This is a genomic window from Faunimonas sp. B44, from assembly GCF_052655945.1.
The window spans coordinates 13954-33904 of the sequence record NZ_JBQYEX010000014.1; the positions used below are offsets into that span (position 1 = coordinate 13954).

A 19951-nucleotide genomic window follows, 5' to 3' on the forward strand; every position below is an offset into this window, starting at 1 on the left:
CGGAACGATCGTCCGCGGACGCGTGCAGCGCCCGCCAGGTCGATTCAAATTCCGCAAACAGCTATGCGCCCGCTGCGCCCCGGCGCATCAGGCGATTGGGATATAGCGCCTCGGTTCAATCCTGTCCACCGTTCGCGGCATCGGAGACGCCGTCGGCCGGTTCGACCGCACCTTCCGAGCCGGGAGCTTCCTCCCCGTCCGAGGGGGCGGCCTGAGCGCCATCGGCGGCGGCCCCGCCGGGCTCTGCCGGGTCTCCACCAGGCGCGGGCCGGGAGGGTGGATGGCCGAGCCAGCGCGTCGCGGCGGCCTCTGCTTTCGCGCGCTCGTCGCGGCCCAGCTGGAGCAGCCAGCTCTCCATGTGATCGTCGAGGGCACCCCGGTCGCGCGCGACGAGATACCAGCGTGCTGCCTCCGTCGGATCAGCCGTGACGCCCCGCCCGTCCGCGAGCAGGCGCGCAAGCCGAAGCTGTGCGGCCGGATTGCCGGCGCTTGCCGCTTCCCGGAACCAGCGGGCGGCCACGGCCTCGTCCCTCCCGACGCCGCGCCCGTTGAAGAGCATGATGGCGTACTCGACCTGCGCGCCCGTATGGCCCGCCCGGGCGGCCTCGGCGAACCAGCGCGCCGCCGTGGCCTCGTTCCTCACGACCCCGACGCCTTCGGAGTAGAGGCCGGCGAGAGCATACTTCGCGTCGGGATCACCGAGGCGCGCGGCATTCCGCAGGTGCGCGGCCGCCAGCATGGCATTCCGCTCCTGGCCTTGGCCCTGGAGGATCATGTAGCCGAGCTCGCGCAGCGCGACCGCATGGCCGGCTGCACCGGCCCTGGCGAAGAGATCGGCGGCACGCGCGTGGTCGGGCGGCACGCCATGGCCATCGAGATACAGGCGGCCGAGCGCATAGAGCGCTTCCTTGTCCCCGGCATCGGCGGCGAGCTGGTACCAGCCTGCCGCCTCTTCGAGGTTCTGCTTGACGCCCAGCCCCCGGGCCAGGAGCTCGCCCAGGAGCGTCGCGGAGGCGGGATCACCCTGCTTCGCCTTTTCCAGCGCCAGAGCGAACGCCGAGAGGAAATAGCCGCGCTGGAACGCGCCATAGGCGAAGTCGGGCGCCGGCCCATCCTCGCCGAGCGCCGTTTCCATGCCGCTGTCGATCCGTTGGTCGATCCGGTCGGAATCGACCGGGGAGGGCAGGGTGGACGCGGCCGGCGGGGCGTCCGCATCCGGCGACGGCGCGGGCTCGGCGAGGGCCGGCGCGACAGCCGTCGGGTCGGGCGGCGGCGTCGCCGCCTCCTGGGCCGCGCCGGACCCGCAAGATGCGGCCAGCAGCAGCGCCGATGCCAGATGGACGGCCTTCCTCACGGCTCGCCCTTGCGGGCAGCTGCCTGAAGCAGCTCGTGCGCGACCAGAACCGCCTCGGCCGGGCCGCCCGGATGCTCCCACACGGCCCTGTGGAGCGCCACGAAGCCCGCTCCGGTCGCGCCTGCGACGGCTACGCTCTCCAGCGCATGCCCTGCCATGATCACGGCGGGGATCTCCATGAGATCCGACCACCATTCCGCAAGGTCGAGCGCCCTCAGGTGCGGCTCGTGCCGGATGTCGCAGTGCGGCTGGCCGAAGAAGACGTAATCGGCGCCCGCCTCGCCGGCCTCCATCGCCGCATGGCGGGTGCGGAGGCTTCCGGCGCCCACGATCTGCTTCGGCGTGAACCGCTCGACCGCCCGTTTCAGGTCGCCGATGCCGGTCGAGACATGGACACCGTCGGCGCGAGCGCGGCCGGCGGCCCGGGTGTGTTCCGCCACCAGCGCGGCGGCGTTGTGCGCCTGGACGATGGGGACGAGGAGCGCGGCCTCCTGCTCGGCCGTTTCCTCGCTCGCGCCGACGCCGATCAGCACCGCCGCCACGAGACCCGTGCCGAGCGCCGCCTCCAGTCCGCGCGGAAACGACTGGCGGTCGAAGCCGCCCGGCGTCACGAGGTAGAGCAGGGCTGGCTGCTCGTCGGCATCTCTGGTCTGGCCCAAGGTGAAACCTCGAAGCGAAGAAGGAGACGCACGGCCTCCTTCCCTGCACATGCCGAATCCGGCTGATTTCGGGCGAAGGCTATGCGGCCTGCCGCTCCATGTCGGGCTTCCAGGAGCCGAGCGCGGCAAGGCTGTTCATGCGGGCGCGGTGCGAGAAGGCCTGCTGGCCGGCCCGTTCGTTCTCGGACTTGCCGCCCCAGGCGCGGAGCGCCGCCGCCTGCAGGGCACGGCCGTAGGAGAAGGTGAGCTTCCACGGCAGGTCGTACATCGCGTTCATGGCCGCCAGATGCGCCGTCGCATCCTCGTCGGACTGCCCGCCCGACAGGAACGCGATCCCGGGAACGGCCGCCGGGACGGTGGACTTGAGGACGCGGACGGTCCTCTCGGCCACCTCTTCGACGCTCGCCTTCGTTCCGGACTTCTGGCCGGGCACCACCATGTTCGGCTTCAGAACCATGCCCTCGAGCTGCACGTTCGCATCGAAGAGCTGATCGAACACGGCGTTGAGCGTCCACTCGGTGACCTCATAGCAGCGCCCGATGTCGTGAACCGAATCGGGGCCGTCCATCAGCACCTCCGGCTCGACGATCGGGACGATGCCGTTCTCCTGGCAGAGCGCGGCATAGCGGGCGAGCGCATGCGCATTGGCCTGGATGCAGTTCCAGGACGGGCGTTCGTCGCCGATCGCGATCACCGCGCGCCACTTGGCGAACCGGGCGCCGAGGCCATGATACGCCTTCAGCCGCTCGCGCAGGCCGTCGAGGCCCTCCGTGATCTGCTCGCCGGGGCTGAGCGCCATCGGCTTGGCGCCGGCATCGACCTTGATGCCGGGCACGGCGCCGGCCGCCGTGATGAGTTCGGCAAGCGGCGTCCCGTCCCGGGCCTTCTGCCGAAGCGTCTCATCGAAGAGGATGACGCCGGAGATGTAGTTCCGCATGGCGTCGTCCGCCCGGAACAGCATCTCGCGATAGTCCCGCCGCGTCTCCTCGGTCGATTCCACGCCGATCGAATCGAAGCGCTTCTTGATCGTGCCGGAGCTCTCGTCCGCCGCAAGGATCCCCTTGCCCTCCGCCACCATGCGATTGGCGATCTCCTCGAGACGTTCGCTCATTGCCGTCGCTCCTCCGTATGCTCGTGCATTGCGGTACATTTGGACTGAATTAGGCGGCTCGCCAAGCGTTTCCGGGCGTACCGGGAACGGCCGACGGACCGCCCGGAAGCCGAGGCCTTCGTCGGTCCGTCGGCGCGGGACGGGGGCTGCCGGACGTCAGGCGCGGAGCGCTTCCACGCCGGGCAGGACCTTGCCCTCCAGCCACTCGAGGAAGGCTCCACCGGCGGTCGAGACATAGCTGAAGTCGTCGGCCACGCCGGCGTGGTTCAGCGCGGCGACCGTATCGCCTCCGCCCGCCACGGAGAGAAGGCCGCCCGCGCGCGTGCGGGCTGCGGCGTGCTTCGCGGCTGCGACCGTCGCCCGGTCGAAAGGCGCGATCTCGAAGGCGCCGAGCGGGCCGTTCCAGACCAGCGTCCGCGCCCGGTCGATCCAGCCGTTGACGGCCGCAACGGAATCCGGGCCGACGTCGAGGATCATGCGATCCTGCGGCACGGCGGCGGCATCGACGATTTCGTTCGGCGCATCCGCGGTAAAGGCGGTTGCCGCGACGACGTCCGTCGGCAGCACGATCGCCGTGCCCGTCGCATCGGCGTCCGCCATGATCTGTCGCGCCGTATCCAGGAGGTCGGGCTCGTAGAGCGACTTGCCGATCTCGATGCCCTTCGCGGCGAGGAACGTGTTCGCCATGCCGCCGCCGATCACGAGGGCGTCGACCCTGCGGAGCAAATTGCCGAGGAGCTCGAGCTTCGTGGAGACCTTGGCGCCGCCGATCACGGCGACCACCGGGCGCTCGGGGGAGCCGAGTGCCCCTTCGAGCGCCTCCAGCTCCTGCTGCATCGCGCGCCCGGCATAGGCCGGCAGAAGATGGGCGAGGCCCTCGGTGGAGGCGTGCGCCCGGTGCGCAGCGGAAAAGGCGTCGTTCACGTACAGATCGCCGAGCCGCGCGAGTTCCGCGGCGAAGGCGGGATCGTTCTTCTCCTCGCCCGCATGGAAGCGGGTGTTCTCGAGCAGGATGATTCCGCCGTCGCCAAGCTCGGCGACCGCGCGCTCCGCCTCCGGACCGATGCAGTCTTCGGCGAAGCCGACCGGCAGCCCGACGACGTCGGCGACGGCCGGCGCGACGGGCTCGAGCGACATCTCGGGCACGCGCTTGCCCTTCGGGCGCTCGAAATGCGCCAGGAGGGCGATCTTCGCCCCCCGCTCGGAAAGCTCCCTGATCGTGCCGGCCACCCGCTCGATCCGGGTGCTGTCGGTCACGACGCCGTCCTTCACGGGGACGTTCAGGTCGACGCGGAGAAGGACGCGCTTGCCGGCGATGTCGCCGGCATCGTCGAGAGTACGAAATGCCCCCATCGCCGCCTCAGATGACCTTGGCCATCGCGACGGCGGTGTCGTTCATCCGGTTCGAGAAGCCCCACTCGTTGTCGTACCAGGAGAGGATCCGGCAGAAATTGCCGTCCATGACCTTGGTCTGGTCCATGTGGAAGACCGAGGAATGGGGATCGTGGTTGAAATCGGAGGAGACGAGCGGCTCGTCGGTGTAGCCGAGAATGCCCTTCAGCCGCTGCTCGGAGGCCGCGCGGATCGCCTCGTTGATCTCTTCCTTGGAGGTCTTGCGGCTCGCCACGAACTTGAAGTCCACGACCGAGACGTTCGGGGTCGGCACGCGGATCGACACGCCGTCGAGCTTGCCGTTCAGCTCCGGCAGGACGAGGCCGACCGCCTTTGCCGCGCCGGTGGTGGTCGGGATCATGGAGAGCGCGGCGGCGCGGGCGCGGTAGAGATCCTTGTGCAGCGTGTCGAGCGTCGGCTGGTCGCCAGTGTAGGAGTGGATCGTGGTCATGAAGCCCTTCTCGATGCCGATCGCATCGTTGAGGACGGCGGCCACGGGTGCGAGGCAGTTGGTGGTGCACGAGGCGTTCGACACGATCTCGTGCTCGGCCGTCAGCTTGTCGTTGTTGACGCCGTACACGACCGTGAGGTCGGCATTCGTCCCCGGCGCGGAAATGAGGACGCGCTTCGCTCCGGCCTGGAGATGAGCGGCCGCCTTGTCGCGATCGGTGAAGAAGCCGGTGCACTCCATGACGATCTCGACGCCGAGGTCGCGATGCGGGAGCTTGGAAGGGTCGCGCTCCGCAGTGACCTTGATGGGGCCGCGCCCGACGTCGATCGTGTCGCCGTCCACCGTAACCTGGGCCGGGAAGCGGCCGTGGACCGAATCGTAACGGAGCAGATGCGCGTTCGTCTGGACGGGGCCGAGGTCGTTGATCGCGACGACTTCGATGTCGTCGCGGCCCGACTCGATTACCGCGCGCAGCACGTTCCTTCCGATCCGACCGAACCCGTTGATCGCGACACGAACAGCCATGAATCGTCTCTCCTAGGTTACCGTCTGCGGCTGGGCCAACCGTTCCAGAGCCAGTTGAACCACCCGTTCCGGCGTGATGCCGAAATGCGCATAGAGCGCTTCGTAGGGCCCGCTCGCCCCGAAGTCGTGCAACCCGACGAAGATGCCGTCGCTGCCGATGATCGCGTCCCAGCCCTGCCGGATGGCGGCTTCGATGCCGATGCGCAGGGGTGCCGATCCGAGGACCTCGCGGCGATAGCTGCGGCCCTGCTCGGCAAACCGTTCGAACGAGGGGACGGAGACGACGCGGGCGGCGTGGCCGAGAGCGTCGAGCCGGGCCTTGGCGTCAAGCGCGATCGCCACTTCGGAGCCCGTCGCGAAGAGGCTCACCGCGGCGTCGCCGTCGCTGTCGGCGACGACGTAGGCGCCGCGCTCGCACCGGTTGTCCTCGTCGAACTCCCGCGGCAGCGCAGGCAGATCCTGGCGCGTGAGCGCAAGCAGGCTCGGCCGGTGGCGGTCGTGCAGCGCGAGCTGCCAGCATTCCGCAGTCTCCACGACGTCGGCGGGCCGGTACACGACGAGGTTCGGGATCGCCCGGAGCGCGGCCAGATGCTCGACCGGCTGGTGCGTCGGTCCGTCCTCGCCGAGCCCGATGGAATCGTGGGTCATCACGTAGACGACGCGCTGCTTCATCAGCGCCGAAAGCCGGATCGCCGGCCGGCAATAGTCGGAGAAGACCAGAAACGTCCCGGAATAGGGGATCAGTCCGCCGTGCAGCGCCATGCCGTTCATGGCGGCCGCCATGCCGTGCTCGCGGATGCCGTAATGCACGAAGCGGCCGTCGTAGGCGCCGGGGCCGATGATGCCGAGACCCGTCGTCTTGGTGTTGTTCGAGCCGGTGAGGTCGGCCGATCCGCCGATCGTGTCCGGGACCGCGGCGTTGATCCTCTCGAGCGCGAGCTCCGAGGCCTTGCGCGTCGCCATCTTCGGGCGCGTGTCGGCCAGCTCCTCCTTCAGCTTGCGGATCGCCTTGCCGAGGGCGGCGGGCGCTTCGCCGGAGAGCCGGCGCTCGAGCTCGCCGCGCTGCTGCGGATCGAGCCGGTCGAAGCGGGCGAGCCACTCCTTGCGCGCAGGGCGCGAGCGCAGGCCGGCGAGGCGCCACGCATCGAGGGTGTCCGGGGGAATGTGGAAGGGTTCATACGGCCAGTTCAGATGGACGCGCGCGCCCGCGATTTCCTCGGCGCCGAGCGGCGAGCCGTGGCAGGCCGCCTTCCCGCGTTTCGTGGGCGACCCGTAGCCGATGATTGTGCGCGCCGCGATCAGCGTCGGGCGGTCGCTCCGCCGCGCATCGGCGAGCGCGGCGTCGATGTCGTCCGGCGCGTGGCCGTCGATCCGGACCGTGTTCCAGCCCGACGCCGCGAAGCGGGCGAGCTGGTCCGTCGAATCCGACAGCGCGATGTCGCCGTCGATCGTGATCTTGTTGTCGTCGAAGAGGACGATCAGGCGGTTGAGCTTCAGATGCCCGGCAAGCGCGATCGCCTCCTGGCTGATCCCCTCCATGAGGTCGCCGTCGGAGGCGAGCACATAGGTGTAATGGTCGACGACGCCGTCGCCGAACCGGGCGTTCATGACCCGCTCGGCGAGCGCCATGCCGACCGCCGTGGCGAGGCCCTGGCCAAGCGGCCCGGTCGTCGTCTCTATCCCGCTCGCATGGCCGTATTCCGGATGGCCCGCCGTGCGCGAACCGAGCTGACGGAAGCGCTTGATCTCCTCCATCGTCATGTCCTCGTAGCCGAGGAGATGGAGGAGCGCGTAAAGCAGCATCGACCCGTGCCCGGCCGAAAGCACGAAGCGGTCGCGGTCGGGCCAGAGCGGATCCTTGGGGTCGAACTTCAGGTGACGGGTGAAGAGCACGGTGACGAGGTCGGCCGCGCCCATGGGAAGGCCGGGGTGCCCGGACTTGGCGGCCTGCACGGCGTCCATGGCGAGCGCGCGGATCGCATTGGCCATCAACGCGTGCTTCTCTGCGTCGGTCATCAGCAACTCTTCTTGGTGGTGGTCGAGACTGCGATCGCCTCCCAACGCGCAGCTTTCCGCTGTCTCGGCGGGCGGACACATATCAGCTTGCCCCAGCATGTCAAAGATGCCGATCGGTCGCGGGCGCGACGGAACGCCCGCCAAAGGCGAGTTCATGCGCTGCGGCAGATCGCGGCCTGCAAGCTCTTGAACGTCAACGGCGCTTCGCCGCATAAGGGGAACCCGAAGGGGTGCGTCGCGACGGCCCGGCAGCAGGCGGACAACCGCAGACCATGTCAGACTCGGCGGCACGAGCGATCGCACGGATGGACCACGCGCTGGGCGAGCTGGAGTCTCTGCTGGTTCGGGCTCTGGACGACCGGGAGCAGGCGGGCCGGCTCGCCTCCGAGGTTAAGACGCTCGGCGTCGAACGGGCGAGGATCACAGACGCCCTCGATCGGGCCGAGGCGAAGATCGAGCGGCTCGAGCACGTGAACCGCGAAGTCTCGCGCCGCCTGGTGGCCGCGATGGAGACCATCCGCCAGGTTCTTCGGCCGGAGGACAGCACGCAGTGACATCAATGGCGCAAGTGACGGTCACCGTTAACGGCCGAACCTACCGGATGGCGTGCGGGGAGGGGCAGGAGGATCACCTGCTCGCGCTCAGCGAGCGCTTCGACGGGACGATTTCGGAGCTCAAGGGTGCGGTCGGCGAGGTCGGCGACCAGCGCCTCCTCGTGATGGCCGGCATCCTCACGACCGACCGGCTGGACGAGACCGAAAAGCGCCTGAAGGCGGCGGAGGCGGAGCTCGAGAGGCTGCGCGGGTCCCGGCGCGACATCGCGACCCATTACGAGGCGGTCGAGGCCGGCCTGATCGAGAGCCTCGAGACCGCTGCCGCGCGGATCGAGGATCTGGCGCAGAGGCTGCGGGGGCAGGACGGGACCGAGCCGCAATCCTGACCAGCCCCGCCCGATGATCACCGATTCCTGGTTCTATCTCTTCGCCGTTCCGGCGGTGGTCCTCGTCGGGTTCGGCAAGGGGAGCTTCGGCGGAGCCGCCGCCATTTTCGGCGTGCCGCTGATGTCTTTCGCCATTTCTCCGGTCCAGGCGGCGGCGATCATGCTGCCGGTGCTCCTCGCCATGGACGTGATCGGCCTCTATGCTTGGCGCGGGACGTTCGATCCGAAGAGCCTCTGGATCCTGCTGCCCTCGGCCTGCATCGGGGTCGCGGCGGGATGGCTCCTCGCGAGCACCGCGAACGACGATCTGGTCCGCCTGGTGGTCGGGCTGGTCGCCTTCTCCTTCGCGGTGAACCACTGGATCGGCCCGGTTCGCAGCACGGCGCCGCGCGGGCACAACGTGGTGAAGGGCTGGATCTGCGGCGCGCTGTCGGGCTTCACCAGCTTCGTCAGCCATGCCGGGGGGCCGATCTACCAGCTCTACACGGTCCCGCTCCGGCAGGAGCCGGGCATCTATGTGGGCACCGCGATCATCTTCTTCGCGGCGGTCAATCTCGCGAAGGTGCCGCCCTATCTGCTGCTCGGCCAGTTTTCCGCGGAGAACCTCGTCACCGCGGCCGTGCTGACGCCGCCGGCGCTCGCGGCGACCTATGCCGGCGCGAAGGTGGCGCGGTGGATGAACGCCGAGCTTTTCTACCGCATCATCTATATCCTGATCTTCCTGGTTTCGCTGAAGCTCCTCTGGGACGGAGCGGTCGGCCTGTTCGGCTGAACACGCGGCGCGGCGGGGCCGTTGCGTGGCGATGGCGGCCATTGCTAGCGTGACGGACGCGGCGCGCATGCGCCCATCGGGGAGGGAAGGGCGATGCCGGACCAAGTCTCGCATTACGACGTCGGCCTGGACCGCACGCCGGCCAATTACCAGCCGCTCACGCCACTGAGCTTTCTGGAGCGGGCCGCGAGCGTCTTTCCCGATCATGTGGCGATCGTCCACGGCGCGCAGCGGATTTCCTACGCGGAATTCCACGGCCGCGCCCTGCGGCTCGCCTCGGCGCTGTCGCGGCGCGGAATCGTCCGCCGCGATACCGTCTCCGTCATGCTCTCCAACACGCCGGCCATGCTCGACGCCCATTACGGCGTGCCGATGACGGGGGCCGTGCTCCACTCGATCAACACGCGGCTGGATGCGGCGGCGATCGCCTTCCAGCTCGACCACGCGGGTTCGAAGCTCGTCATCGTCGACCGCGAGTTCGCCGACGTCATGCGGGCCGCGCTCGCGATGGCAGCGGTGCGCGCGGTCGTCGTCGATTTCGACGACCCGGAGTTTCCGGCGGACGCCCCGGTGCCGAAGGGCGATCCCGTCGGCAATCTCGACTACGCCGCGCTGCTGGAAGAAGGCGATCCCGGCTTCGCCTGGTCGCCGCCGGCCGACGAGTGGGACGCCATCGCCCTCAACTACACGTCAGGGACCACGGGCAACCCGAAGGGCGTCGTCTATCACCACCGGGGCGCCACGCTGATGTGCTACGCGAACGCGCTCGCCGGCAGCATGGGAAAGCATCCCGTTTATCTCTGGACGCTGCCGATGTTCCATTGCAACGGCTGGTGCTTCCCCTGGACGCTGTCCGCGCTCGCCGGCACCCATGTCTGCCTGCGATGGGTGCGGGCGGGCGCGATGTACGACGCGATCGCCGATCACGGCGTGACGCATCTTTGCGGCGCCCCGATCGTCATGTCGTCGCTCCTGAACGCACCGGAGCCGGAGCGCCGGAGTTTCTCGCAGACGGTGACCTTCATGACCGCGGCTGCTCCGCCGCCCGAAGCCGTGCTCGCCGGAATGGCCGAGGCGGGTTTCGCAGTGACGCATCTCTACGGGCTCACGGAGACGTACGGGCCGGCCGTGGTGAACGAATGGAAGGTCGATTGGGACTGCCTTTCCGGGCCGGAGCGGGCCGTGCGCAAGGCGCGTCAGGGCGTCCGCTACACCGCGCTCGAGGCGCTCTCGGTGCGCGATCCGGAGACGCTGGAGCCGGTGCCGGCGGACGGCGAGACGATCGGCGAGGTCATGTTCCGCGGCAACATCGTCATGAAGGGCTACCTCAAGAACGAACCCGCGACGGAGGAGGCGCTCGCCGGCGGCTGGTTCCATTCCGGCGATCTCGGCGTCATGCACCCGGACGGCTACATCCAGCTCAAGGACCGCGCGAAGGACATCATCATTTCGGGCGGCGAGAACATCTCCTCGATCGAGGTGGAGGATGCTCTCTACAAGCATCCCGCCGTCGCCGCGGTCGCCGTCGTCGCCAAGCCGGACGAGCGCTGGGGCGAGACGCCCTGCGCCTTCGTCGAGCTGAAGCCCGGAAGGAGCGCGACCGCGGAGGAGCTCGTGGCCTTCGCGCGCGAGCGGCTGGCGCACTACAAGTGCCCGCGCCACGTCGTGTTCGCGGAGATCCCGAAGACGTCCACAGGCAAGATCCAGAAGTTCAGGCTGCGCGACGCGGCCCGGGACGTCTGAACGGATCAGCCGAGGCCGAACCGGCTTTCGATCCCGGTAATCACCGTGGAGACGGCGAGGGCGGACAGGATGAGCCCCATCACGCGGCTGACGATCGCCGCACCGGCATTGCCGATCAGGCGCTGAATCGGGCCGGCGGCGAGCATGAGCGCCAGCGTGATCGACAGGACGGCAAGGACGATGATCCCGGTCGTCACCTGGTCCATCACGGGATGCGTGCGGTTGTCGGTGAGGACGACGACCGACAGCATCGCTCCCGGTCCCGCGATCGAGGGGATTGCGAGCGGATAGACGGCCAGTTCGACGTCTGATCTCGGGATCGCCTCCGTCTCCGTCTCCTGCTTGGCATGGCCGAAGATCATGGAAAGCGCGAAGAGGAAGAGGATGATGCCGCCGGCGATCTGGAAGTCGGCGAGCTGGATCCCGATCGCATCGAGCACCAGCTGCCCGAGCACCAGGAACCCGATCAGGACCCCGGCTGCGACGAGAGTCGCCTTGATCGCGACGGACCGGCGCTTCTCAGGCGCCAGGAGCGCAGTGACGGCGAGATAGACCGGGACTGTGCCGATCGGATCCACCACCGTGAACACGGTCGCGAATTCCTGGATGAGTTCGTCCATGGTTTCCAAGGCAGCCTCCCTCCGGCGCAATTTCGCGACGAATGCTGAAGGAAGCGGAAACCGGCCACGAAAAAGGGCGCCGCGAAGGCGCCCTGGAGGACTGGACTGGTCCCGAGTCTCAGTGGACGGACTGGGACTGCTTCAAACGCGCGATCTCATCCTTGATATGCAGCTTACGTCGCTTGAGGGTGGCGATTTCCATCTCGTCGTTGCCGGGATGGGCCTGCGCTTCCGCGATCTCTCGCTTCAGCGACTGGTGACGCCGTTCGAGCTCTGCAAGATGCGATTCGAGGGACATTCGCGCCTCCTTGGTCGGTGCCAACGTGAAGAGCATGACATAAAGAGGTGCCCCTGTCGAAGGTTGCCGCAAGGGAACCTCTGCGGCCGGCCCGGCTTCGCGGCGCCGATCACGACGGAACGGTGACAGGCGAGTTTGGTCGAAACGGGGCGGGGCTCATGTTCCGGTCGGGCCATGCGCATGGTATGATCGCGGCCGTTCAGCAGGGGCCCGGAATGACCGATCAGGACGGCGTGATCCGCGCGGCGGACTTCGCGATCAGAGCCGAGCTGGCGCAGTTGCGGCAGGAGCATCGCGACCTCGATTCCGCCATCGACGCGCTCCAGGACCAGCCGCGCCTCGACAATCTCCAGATCCAGCGCCTGAAGAAGCGGAAGCTTCTCCTGAAGGACAGGATTTCATCGCTCGAGGACAAGCTTCTGCCCGACATCATCGCGTGAGACCCCTGCGGCGCGCCGCCGGTTGCCGGAACGGCAAGGCTCCGTTATGCGGGCGGTTTCCTCCGAAGGAGCGAGCGCCTTGAAGGTCGGGTCGTCGATTCCTGCGCCGGTCGCAATCGTCATGGGAAGCCAGTCGGACTGGCCGACCATGCGCCATGCCGCGGAGCGGCTGGACGATCTCGGCGTGGCTTACGAGGCGCGGATCGTTTCGGCCCACCGCACGCCCGAGCGCCTCTACGCGTTCGCCAAGGCTGCTCGCGCAGAAGGCCGCAAGGTGATCATCGCCGGCGCGGGCGGGGCGGCGCATCTCCCCGGAATGGTCGCGGCGATGACCACGCTGCCCGTCCTGGGCGTGCCGGTGGAATCGAAGGCGCTGAGGGGCCAGGACAGCCTCCTCTCGATCGTCCAGATGCCGGCCGGGGTGCCCGTGGGCACGCTTGCGATCGGCCCGGCGGGCGCCGCGAATGCCGGGCTCCTGGCCGCGTCCATCCTGGCGCTGTCCGATGAGGGCCTCGCCGAGCGGCTGCAGCGCTGGCGCGCGGCCCGGACGGCCGAAGTGGCGGAGCATCCGGCCGATGCCGTCGAGTGACGCGCCGGGCGCGCTGCCGCCGGGCTCCACGATCGGCATTCTGGGCGGCGGCCAGCTCGGCCGCATGCTGGCGCTCGCCGCCGCCCGGCTCGGGCTGCGCACGCATGTCTATTGCCCGGACGCTGACAGCCCGGCCTTCGACGTTTCGGCCGGGCACACGCAGGCCGCCTATGACGACGGTGCCGCCCTCGATGCCTTCGCTTGCGCCGTCGATGTCGTCACGTACGAGTTCGAGAACGTCCCCGTCGCCGCCGCCGAGCGGCTGGCGGCGAAGGTGCCGGTGCGGCCGGGCGCTCGCGCGCTCGCAATTGCCCAGGACAGGCTGGACGAGAAACGGTTCCTGTCCGAGGCGGGCATCGCGGTGGCGCCCTATGCGGCGGTCGACGACGCGACGGGGCTCGACGCGGCGGTGGCGGCGCTCGGCCTGCCCGCGATTTTGAAGACCCGCCGGTTCGGCTATGACGGCAAGGGCCAGGCGGCGATCAGGGCCGATGCCGACACGGCCGCCGGCTTCGCTGCGATCGGCGGCGCGCCGGCGGTGCTGGAAGGCCTCGTCCGCTTCGCGCGCGAGGTGTCCGTGATCGCCGTCCGGGGGCTGGACGGCCGGATGGCGAGCTACGACCTCGTCGAGAACGTTCACCGGGACCACATCCTGCACACCTCCACCGTGCCGGCACGGGTGCGCTCCGGGACCGAGGCCGAAGCGCGGGCGATCGCGGAACGCATCCTCTCTGCGCTCGATTATGTCGGGGTGATCGGGATCGAGTTCTTCGTCGTGGAGGAGGGTGCGCGCGAACGCCTCCTCGTCAACGAGCTCGCGCCGCGCGTCCACAATTCCGGCCATTGGACGGAGGACGCCTGCGCCGTCTCGCAGTTCGAGAACCATGTTCGCGCGGTTGCGGGCTGGCCGCTCGGGCCGACGGCGCGGCACGCCGACGTGGTGATGACGAACCTGATCGGGGCAGAGGCGGCCGACTGGCCTTCGCTCGCCGCCGATCCCGATGCGCGGCTGCATCTCTACGGCAAACGGGAGATCCGTGCGGGGCGGAAGATGGGCCACGTCAACCGGCTCGCCCGCCGCGCCTGAGCCTTGCCTCGGCCGGGGAAGTATGGTGCAAGGCGCGAGCCTCCGCCCGGCGCGGCGCCCAGGCGACAGCAGCACCAACAGGCCCGGCTCGGCCGGCGCGCGGCGATCCGGCCGGCGCCCAAGCCGCCCGGCGCAAGGCTCCCGACATGGCTCGCACGGCAATCCTCAACGTCATGGTCCGCGCCGCCACGAAGGCGGGCCGCGTGCTCTCGCGCGACTTCGGCGAAGTCGAGCAGCTGCAGGTATCGCGCAAGGGCCCGGCCGATTTCGTCACCGCGGCCGACCGGCGGGCGGAGGAGATCATCCGCGCCGAACTCGCCCACGCGCGGCCGGACTACAGCTTTCTGATGGAGGAGGCCGGCGAGACGATCGGCTCCGACCCGCAGCACCGCTGGATCGTCGACCCGCTCGACGGGACCACCAACTTCCTGCATGGCATCCCGCTCTTCGCGGTCTCGATCGCGCTCGAACGGCAGGGCCGCATGCAGGCCGCAGTCGTCTACAACCCGGCCACGGACGAGCTCTTCACGGCCGAGCGCGGGGCGGGGGCGTTCGTCAACGACCGCCGCATCCGGGTGGCCGCACGCACCCAGATTGCCGAGGCGGTGCTGTGCACCGGGATCCCGCATCTCGGCCGCGGCGATCACGGCCGATTCCTCCGCGAGCTTGCCACGCTGATGCCCATGGTCGCGGGCGTCCGGCGCACGGGCTCTGCCGCGCTCGATCTCGCCTGGCTTGCCGCCGGCCGGTTCGACGGGTTCTGGGAGCGCGACCTGTCGCCGTGGGACATGGCCGCCGGCATCCTGCTCATTCGCGAGGCAGGCGGCTATGCGAGCGATTTCCGCGGCGGCGACGCGATGCTGGAGAAGGGCGAGATCGTCGCCGGCAACGAACTGATCCACCGCCAGCTCCTCGCCGCACTCAAGGGCTGAGCCGTTTCGTCTTTCGCTGCTGCGGCAAAACACTTACATATCGAGCGGTCCCATGGAGGCTCGGCAGTAGAGAATGGCCCGCGACTTCGACCCATACAAGCTCTCGAGTCCGCGCGTTTTCCTCATCAGGATGATCATCTTCCTGGTGATCGCAGCCTTCGTGCCGCTGGTGCTCTACCGGCAGCTCACCGTTGGATTCATGGCCAATCCGGGATTAAACGGCCTGATCCTCGGCGTGCTCTTCATCGGGATCGCGCTCGCCTTCCGGAACGTCCTTCTCCTGATGCCGGAAGTCACCTGGGTGAACTCGTTCCGCCGGCGCGACACCGATCCGACCATGCCGACCCCGCGCCTGCTCGCGCCGATGGCGACGCTGCTGCGCGACCGCGCGGATTCCATGGCGCTGTCGACCTCGACCTGGCGCTCGATCCTCGATTCGATCGCAACGCGCCTCGACGAGAACCGCGAAATCCTCCGCTACATGACGGGGCTCCTGGTCTTCCTCGGGCTCCTCGGCACGTTCTGGGGTCTCATCACCACGATTGGCGCGGTTTCGAGCACGATCCAGAGCCTGGACATCGGGTCCGGCAACACGGCCACCATCTTCGAGAACCTGAAGAGCGGGCTGCAGGCGCCGCTCGCGGGCATGGGCATCGCGTTCTCGTCATCCCTCTTCGGCCTCGCCTCCTCGCTGGTCCTCGGCTTCCTCGACCTGCAGGCCGGCCAGGCGCAGAACCGGTTCTACACGGAGCTGGAGGACTGGCTCTCCACGATCACCGACCTCGAGGAACTGGAGTTCGAGGACGCCGAGACCGGCAGCACCGTGCGCGAGATCAAGGTTTCGGTCGACCGCCTGTCGCGTGCGATGCAGGACGGCGGCGGGCGTGCCGCGACTGCCGCAATGGCCAATCTCGCCGAGGGCATCCAGGCGCTCGTGCAGCACATGCGCGGCGAACAGCAGATGGTGCGGGACTGGGTGGAATCCCAGGCCGAGCAGCAGCGGATGCTGCAGCGCACGTTGAACCGGATCGCGGACGCGTCCGATCGCGGCGCCATGCCGCGCCGCCCGGTCGAGCCGGACGAGGACCGGCCGGCCAAGGTGCTCGGCGAGTACCGGCGGGAGGGTTGAGCCGTGGCCAGCGCGCGCGCGCGGCGGGGACCGAGCCGGGCCGATTACTGGCCGGGCTTCGTCGACGCGATGTCGACGCTGCTCCTCGTGTTCATCTTCCTGTCCTCGATCTTCATGCTGGCCCAGTTCTTCCTGAGCCAGGAGATCAGCGGCCGAGACACGGTCCTGAACAGGCTGAACTCGCAGATCGCCGAGCTGACGGAGATGCTTGCCCTGGAACGGGCGCGCGGCAGCGACCTCTCCGATACGCTCGCGGCGCTGCAATCCAATCTCGAGACGGCCGAGGGTGAGCGCGACCGGCTGCGCGAACTGCTCGACCGCGGCAGCGGCGCCGAAAGCGCGGCTGAGGGGCGCATCACCCAGCTCGAGGGGGACCTGCAGGAGGAGCAGCGGCTGAGCCAGAGCGCGATGGCCCAGGTCGAACTCCTCAACCAGCAGATCGCGGCCCTGCGCCGGCAGATCGGAGCGCTGGAATCGGCGCTGGAAGCCTCCGAATCGCGCGATCGAGAAAGCCAGACGAGGATCGCGGATCTCGGCCGGCGGCTGAACGTCGCCCTGGCGCAGCGCGTGCAGGAGCTCTCCCGCTATCGCTCCGACTTCTTCGGACGGCTCCGCGAGATCCTCGCCGGCCGCAGCGACATCGAGATCGTGGGCGACCGCTTCGTGCTGCCGGCCTCCGTCATCTTCCCGTCGGGCAGCGACGAGATCAACGCCTCGATCCAGGGCGAGCTCGACAACCTGGCGACCGCCATGAAGGAGCTCGAGGTCCAGATTCCGCCGGAGATCAATTGGGTGATCCGCGTTGACGGCCATACGGACGTGCGGCCGCTCAGTGGCTTCACGCGCTTCAGGAACAACTGGGAGCTTTCCGCCGCCCGCGCGATCGCGGTCGTCCGGCACCTCATCGCCCAGGGCGTGTCCCCGAACCGCCTGGTTGCGGCCGGGTTCGGCGAGTACCAGCCGCTCGACCCGGCGACCACCGAGGAGGCCTACGCGCGGAACCGGCGCATCGAGCTGAAGCTCACGGAGCGCTGACCCGCCTCGGCGCAACGGCGTGGGGAGGTTCGTCGCCGGTCCGGAACTGCAGATCGGCGAGGCGGGCATAGAGGCCGCCGCGGGCGACGAGGGAGGCATGATCGCCTTCCTCGACGATCCGTCCCTGGTCCATGACCACGATCCGGTCCACGCTCTTGATGGTCGCCAGCCGGTGCGCGATGACGAGCGTCGTGCGGTCGCGCATCAGCCAATCGAGCGCCGCCTGGACCGCCGTCTCGCTTTCGGCGTCGAGCGCGCTCGTGGCCTCGTCGAGGAGGAGGATCGGGGCGTCCTTCAGGATGGCGCGGGCGATCGCCACGCGCTGGCGCTGGCCTCCGGACAGGGTCACGCCGCGTTCGCCGAGAATCGTATCGTAGCCTTGGGGGAGGGCGGACAGGAACGCGTCGGCATGGGCGGCGCGCGCCGCCGCCCGCACCGCCTCGTCGGACGCGTCCGGGTCGGCGAAACGGATGTTGTCCCAGGCGCTCGCCGCGAACACGGTCGAGTCCTGGGGCACCAGCGCGATGCGCGCGCGCAGGTCGCTCGGCAGGGCGCGGCGCAGGTCCACGCCGTCGACCAGCACGCTTCCCGCCTCCGGGTCGTAATAGCGCATCAGGAGCGAAAACACGGTCGACTTGCCGGCGCCGGAAGGGCCGACGATGGCGATCCGTTCACCGCGTCGGACGTCGAGATCGAAATCGCGGAGCACTGGTGCGCCCGCGATGCCGTATCCGAACGACACCCGGTCGAAGCGAATCTCGCCGATCGGGGGCGACGGCAGCGGGACGGGATTCTCCGGCGCCAGGATCTCGGGCCGCGTCGCCAGCAGCTCGGCGATCCGCTCGGCGGCGCCCGAGGCCTGCGAGACCTCGCCCCAGACCTGGGACAGCTCGCCGAGCGCCCCGGCCGCGAACACCGAATAGAGCACGAACTGCCCCAGCGTGCCGGCCGACATCTGCCCGGCGAGGACGGACTGGGCGCCCCACCAGAGCACGCCGACGACGCTCGCGAAGACCAGGAAGATTGAGAAGGCGGTGAGCAGCGCGCGCGAAAGCGTCGCGCCGCGCGCCGCATCGTAGGCCTCGTCAACGCGTGCGCCGAAATGGCGCTCCGCCTGCGGCTCCTGCGTGAAGGCCTGCACGATCCGTACCGCCCCGATCGCCTCGGCCGCGAAGGCGGAAGCCTCGGCGAGCGTATCCTGCGCCTGCCGCGAGCGCCGGCGGACGCGCCGCCCGAAGGCGACGATCGGCAGAACGATGATCGGGATCGCCATCAGCACCAGCCCGGACAGATGCGGGCTGGTCACCACCATCATCCCGGCGGCGCCGAGGAGCAGGACGAGATTGCGGAGCGCGATCGAGGCGCTCGCGCCGGCGGCCGACTTGATCTGGGTCGTATCGGCCGTCAGGCGGGAGATGAGCTCGCCGGAGCGCGCCCGGTCGAAGAAGGCCGGCGACAGCGCCATGAAATGGGTGAAGACGTCGCGCCGGAGATCCGCGACGATGCGCTCCCCGAGCGTCGTCACGAGGAAGAACCGGGCCGCGCTTGCCAGAGCGAGCGCTCCGGCGAGCCCGAACAGGAGCAGGAAGCTCCTGTTCACCGACGTCCCGCTCTCCGCAGAATGGAAGCCGATGTCGATCATGTGCCGGACGGCGAGCGGGATCGCGAGCGTGACGAGCGCCGCTGCCGCGAGCGCGGCGAGCGCAGCGGCGACGCGCGCGCGATAACGCGCCAGATAGGGCAGGAGCATCGCCAGGGGACGGAGCGCCTGCCGGCCCGGCCTGGTGCTGGCGGCGGTTTGATCGGTCATGCGGCGAGGAGGAGCAAAATTACACCGGGCATGCAAGCGAAAGGGCGAGCGCCTTGATGCCGCGGGTCCGGTCGGCTATATGGCCGTCCAACGGACGTGAGAGCGGCCGGCGGACATTCATGCCCGCGAGCACCCGCCCGGTCCACCGGCCAGCCCAGACGAAGAGATACGATCATGAAGAGCGGCATTCATCCCGACTACCACACGATCAAGGTGGTGATGACGGACGGGACGGAGTTCTACACCCGGTCGACCTATGGGAAGGAGGGCGACACCCTCAATCTCGACATCGACCCTAAGACCCACCCGGCCTGGACCGGCGGCAGCCAGCAGCTGATGGACCGCGGCGGCCGGCTCTCGCGCTTCAAGAATAAGTACAACACCTTCCTCGGCGGCTGACAGCCGGTCGAGGGACGCGAGCAAGAAGGTCGGCCCCGAGCCGGCCTTTTTCATTCCTGACGCAGGATCCTGCTCTTCAGCGCCGGACGGCAAGGGCCTGGCGCAGCGCGTCGATCTGGTCCTGCACGGGGTTGGGAACGACCGGCGGCGCATCGTCGAGCAGACAGGCGTCGATGCTCTCCACCCGCTTCTGGAGCGAGAGTGAGCGCAGCACGAGCTCTCTGAACTCGTCGGGCAGGTCCTGCCATGCGGGGCCAGCCGTCTCGGTGGAGAATCCTTCGATGCGGATCTTCCGCTTCTCCTCGCTCGCCTGGGCGGGGGACATCTCGCCGTCGATGACCGAGCGATGGAGCAGGAGCCAGGAGGCGAGCTGCATCAGGCGCGTCGTCAGCCGCATGGATTCCGTCGCATAGAGCACCGATGCCGGGCGGTGGAGCGCCTTGGCTGCGCGACGTCCCTCGCCGTCGAGATAGGCGGCGGTCGCTTCGACAAGCTTCATGCCGTCCTGGTACAAGGCCCGGAACGTCTCGGACTGGGTGTATGCGCGGCCGAAGGAGATCGGCTGATCGGTGTCGGTCCGGCGACGATTCACGTGGGTGACCTCTTTCCCCGCCTGACGCGCGGGAACGCGATCGCGGCGGCTGCACTG

At 69.0% G+C, this 19951-nt stretch carries 21 protein-coding genes; 11 read left to right on the forward strand and 10 right to left on the reverse strand.

Annotated elements, in window-relative coordinates; genetic code table 11:
* Nucleotides 1-115: 115 nt before the first annotated feature.
* The 6 genes from ACUN0C_RS17125 to tkt form a co-directional block, all read right to left on the reverse strand.
* Nucleotides 116-1354, reverse strand: a complete 1239-nt coding sequence (locus tag ACUN0C_RS17125; RefSeq protein WP_445467616.1) for a hypothetical protein — start codon at nt 1352-1354, stop codon at nt 116-118.
* Nucleotides 1351-2013: a thiamine phosphate synthase gene (locus tag ACUN0C_RS17130; protein WP_445467617.1), complete on the reverse strand. Its 663-nt coding sequence runs from the start codon at nt 2011-2013 to the stop codon at nt 1351-1353. The genes ACUN0C_RS17125 and ACUN0C_RS17130 overlap by 4 nt, the downstream gene beginning before the upstream one ends.
* A gap of 79 nt (nt 2014-2092) precedes the next feature.
* The gene (locus tag ACUN0C_RS17135) at nt 2093-3124 is read right to left on the reverse strand and encodes a class I fructose-bisphosphate aldolase (protein WP_445467618.1); all 1032 of its coding nucleotides are present in this window, start codon (nt 3122-3124) and stop codon (nt 2093-2095) included.
* Between the two features lie 156 nt (nt 3125-3280).
* On the reverse strand, nt 3281-4477 hold the full coding sequence (locus ACUN0C_RS17140; protein WP_445467619.1) for a phosphoglycerate kinase: 1197 nt from the start codon (nt 4475-4477) through the stop codon (nt 3281-3283).
* A 7-nt stretch (nt 4478-4484) separates the two neighbouring features.
* Nucleotides 4485-5492, reverse strand: coding sequence for a type I glyceraldehyde-3-phosphate dehydrogenase (gene gap / locus ACUN0C_RS17145; RefSeq protein WP_445467620.1), 1008 nt, complete (start codon nt 5490-5492; stop codon nt 4485-4487).
* Between the two features lie 12 nt (nt 5493-5504).
* The gene (tkt, locus tag ACUN0C_RS17150; RefSeq protein ID WP_445467621.1) at nt 5505-7508 is read right to left on the reverse strand and encodes a transketolase; all 2004 of its coding nucleotides are present in this window, start codon (nt 7506-7508) and stop codon (nt 5505-5507) included.
* Between the two features lie 272 nt (nt 7509-7780).
* Here tkt and ACUN0C_RS17155 point away from each other — a divergent pair, with 272 nt between their 5' ends.
* The 4 genes from ACUN0C_RS17155 to ACUN0C_RS17170 all read left to right on the forward strand — a co-directional run bounded on the left by ACUN0C_RS17155 (nt 7781) and on the right by ACUN0C_RS17170 (nt 10963).
* Nucleotides 7781-8062: a DUF4164 family protein gene (locus tag ACUN0C_RS17155; protein WP_445467622.1), complete on the forward strand. Its 282-nt coding sequence runs from the start codon at nt 7781-7783 to the stop codon at nt 8060-8062.
* A 5-nt stretch (nt 8063-8067) separates the two neighbouring features.
* Entirely contained in the window at nt 8068-8448 is a 381-nt protein-coding gene (zapA, locus tag ACUN0C_RS17160) for a cell division protein ZapA (RefSeq protein WP_445467623.1), read from the forward strand.
* 13 nt (nt 8449-8461) lie between these two features.
* Complete coding sequence (locus ACUN0C_RS17165; protein WP_445467624.1) at nt 8462-9220, forward strand: sulfite exporter TauE/SafE family protein; 759 nt, start codon at nt 8462-8464, stop codon at nt 9218-9220.
* A 93-nt stretch (nt 9221-9313) separates the two neighbouring features.
* On the forward strand, nt 9314-10963 hold the full coding sequence (locus ACUN0C_RS17170) for an acyl-CoA synthetase (protein ID WP_445467625.1): 1650 nt from the start codon (nt 9314-9316) through the stop codon (nt 10961-10963).
* Nucleotides 10964-10968: 5 nt separating this feature from the next.
* Here the strand turns inward: ACUN0C_RS17170 and ACUN0C_RS17175 are convergent, their stop codons facing one another.
* Both ACUN0C_RS17175 and ACUN0C_RS17180 read right to left on the reverse strand, forming a co-directional pair.
* Complete coding sequence (locus ACUN0C_RS17175) at nt 10969-11583, reverse strand: MarC family protein (RefSeq protein ID WP_445467676.1); 615 nt, start codon at nt 11581-11583, stop codon at nt 10969-10971.
* 118 nt (nt 11584-11701) lie between these two features.
* Nucleotides 11702-11881 (reverse strand): YdcH family protein, encoded by a 180-nt coding sequence (locus ACUN0C_RS17180; RefSeq protein ID WP_445467626.1) that lies wholly within the window; start codon nt 11879-11881, stop codon nt 11702-11704.
* 215 nt (nt 11882-12096) lie between these two features.
* On the opposite strand from ACUN0C_RS17180, the gene ACUN0C_RS17185 reads away from it, so the two are divergent.
* The 6 genes from ACUN0C_RS17185 to ACUN0C_RS17210 all read left to right on the forward strand — a co-directional run bounded on the left by ACUN0C_RS17185 (nt 12097) and on the right by ACUN0C_RS17210 (nt 17093).
* Entirely contained in the window at nt 12097-12321 is a 225-nt protein-coding gene (locus ACUN0C_RS17185) for a YdcH family protein (protein WP_445467627.1), read from the forward strand.
* A gap of 121 nt (nt 12322-12442) precedes the next feature.
* Nucleotides 12443-12910: a 5-(carboxyamino)imidazole ribonucleotide mutase gene (gene purE / locus ACUN0C_RS17190; RefSeq protein WP_445467677.1), complete on the forward strand. Its 468-nt coding sequence runs from the start codon at nt 12443-12445 to the stop codon at nt 12908-12910.
* Nucleotides 12897-13997, forward strand: a complete 1101-nt coding sequence (locus tag ACUN0C_RS17195; protein WP_445467628.1) for a 5-(carboxyamino)imidazole ribonucleotide synthase — start codon at nt 12897-12899, stop codon at nt 13995-13997. The genes purE and ACUN0C_RS17195 overlap by 14 nt, the downstream gene beginning before the upstream one ends.
* A gap of 146 nt (nt 13998-14143) precedes the next feature.
* Nucleotides 14144-14929, forward strand: coding sequence for an inositol monophosphatase family protein (locus ACUN0C_RS17200; protein ID WP_445467629.1), 786 nt, complete (start codon nt 14144-14146; stop codon nt 14927-14929).
* 73 nt (nt 14930-15002) lie between these two features.
* Nucleotides 15003-16058, forward strand: coding sequence for a MotA/TolQ/ExbB proton channel family protein (locus tag ACUN0C_RS17205; protein WP_445467630.1), 1056 nt, complete (start codon nt 15003-15005; stop codon nt 16056-16058).
* Between the two features lie 3 nt (nt 16059-16061).
* Nucleotides 16062-17093, forward strand: a complete 1032-nt coding sequence (locus tag ACUN0C_RS17210) for a peptidoglycan -binding protein (RefSeq protein ID WP_445467631.1) — start codon at nt 16062-16064, stop codon at nt 17091-17093.
* Here the strand turns inward: ACUN0C_RS17210 and ACUN0C_RS17215 are convergent.
* Complete coding sequence (locus ACUN0C_RS17215) at nt 17080-18903, reverse strand: ABC transporter transmembrane domain-containing protein (RefSeq protein WP_445467632.1); 1824 nt, start codon at nt 18901-18903, stop codon at nt 17080-17082. The two genes, ACUN0C_RS17210 and ACUN0C_RS17215, sit on opposite strands and share 14 nt — an antisense overlap.
* Before the next feature lie 174 nt (nt 18904-19077).
* On the opposite strand from ACUN0C_RS17215, the gene rpmE reads away from it, so the two are divergent.
* Nucleotides 19078-19302, forward strand: coding sequence for a 50S ribosomal protein L31 (gene rpmE, locus ACUN0C_RS17220; protein ID WP_445467633.1), 225 nt, complete (start codon nt 19078-19080; stop codon nt 19300-19302).
* A 76-nt stretch (nt 19303-19378) separates the two neighbouring features.
* Here the strand turns inward: rpmE and rcdA are convergent, their stop codons facing one another.
* Nucleotides 19379-19894 (reverse strand): protease adaptor protein RcdA, encoded by a 516-nt coding sequence (gene rcdA / locus ACUN0C_RS17225; RefSeq protein ID WP_445467634.1) that lies wholly within the window; start codon nt 19892-19894, stop codon nt 19379-19381.
* Nucleotides 19895-19951 lie beyond the last annotated feature (57 nt).

Bases quoted from the DNA above. Each gene is read 5' to 3' on its own strand.
- ACUN0C_RS17165 (WP_445467624.1), top strand. From the start codon at position 8,462: ATGATCACCGATTCCTGGTTCTATCTCTTCGCCGTTCCGGCGGTGGTC.
- zapA (WP_445467623.1), top strand. From the start codon at position 8,068: ATGGCGCAAGTGACGGTCACCGTTAACGGCCGAACCTACCGGATGGCG.
- ACUN0C_RS17140 (WP_445467619.1), bottom strand. From the start codon at position 4,477: ATGGGGGCATTTCGTACTCTCGACGATGCCGGCGACATCGCCGGCAAG.
- ACUN0C_RS17170 (WP_445467625.1), top strand. From the start codon at position 9,314: ATGCCGGACCAAGTCTCGCATTACGACGTCGGCCTGGACCGCACGCCG.
- ACUN0C_RS17200 (WP_445467629.1), top strand. From the start codon at position 14,144: ATGGCTCGCACGGCAATCCTCAACGTCATGGTCCGCGCCGCCACGAAG.
- rpmE (WP_445467633.1), top strand. From the start codon at position 19,078: ATGAAGAGCGGCATTCATCCCGACTACCACACGATCAAGGTGGTGATG.
- tkt (WP_445467621.1), bottom strand. From the start codon at position 7,508: ATGACCGACGCAGAGAAGCACGCGTTGATGGCCAATGCGATCCGCGCG.
- ACUN0C_RS17135 (WP_445467618.1), bottom strand. From the start codon at position 3,124: ATGAGCGAACGTCTCGAGGAGATCGCCAATCGCATGGTGGCGGAGGGC.
- ACUN0C_RS17175 (WP_445467676.1), bottom strand. From the start codon at position 11,583: ATGGACGAACTCATCCAGGAATTCGCGACCGTGTTCACGGTGGTGGAT.
- ACUN0C_RS17215 (WP_445467632.1), bottom strand. From the start codon at position 18,903: ATGACCGATCAAACCGCCGCCAGCACCAGGCCGGGCCGGCAGGCGCTC.
- ACUN0C_RS17155 (WP_445467622.1), top strand. From the start codon at position 7,781: ATGTCAGACTCGGCGGCACGAGCGATCGCACGGATGGACCACGCGCTG.
- purE (WP_445467677.1), top strand. From the start codon at position 12,443: ATGGGAAGCCAGTCGGACTGGCCGACCATGCGCCATGCCGCGGAGCGG.
- ACUN0C_RS17185 (WP_445467627.1), top strand. From the start codon at position 12,097: ATGACCGATCAGGACGGCGTGATCCGCGCGGCGGACTTCGCGATCAGA.
- gap (WP_445467620.1), bottom strand. From the start codon at position 5,492: ATGGCTGTTCGTGTCGCGATCAACGGGTTCGGTCGGATCGGAAGGAAC.
- ACUN0C_RS17205 (WP_445467630.1), top strand. From the start codon at position 15,003: ATGGCCCGCGACTTCGACCCATACAAGCTCTCGAGTCCGCGCGTTTTC.
- ACUN0C_RS17195 (WP_445467628.1), top strand. From the start codon at position 12,897: ATGCCGTCGAGTGACGCGCCGGGCGCGCTGCCGCCGGGCTCCACGATC.
- ACUN0C_RS17180 (WP_445467626.1), bottom strand. From the start codon at position 11,881: ATGTCCCTCGAATCGCATCTTGCAGAGCTCGAACGGCGTCACCAGTCG.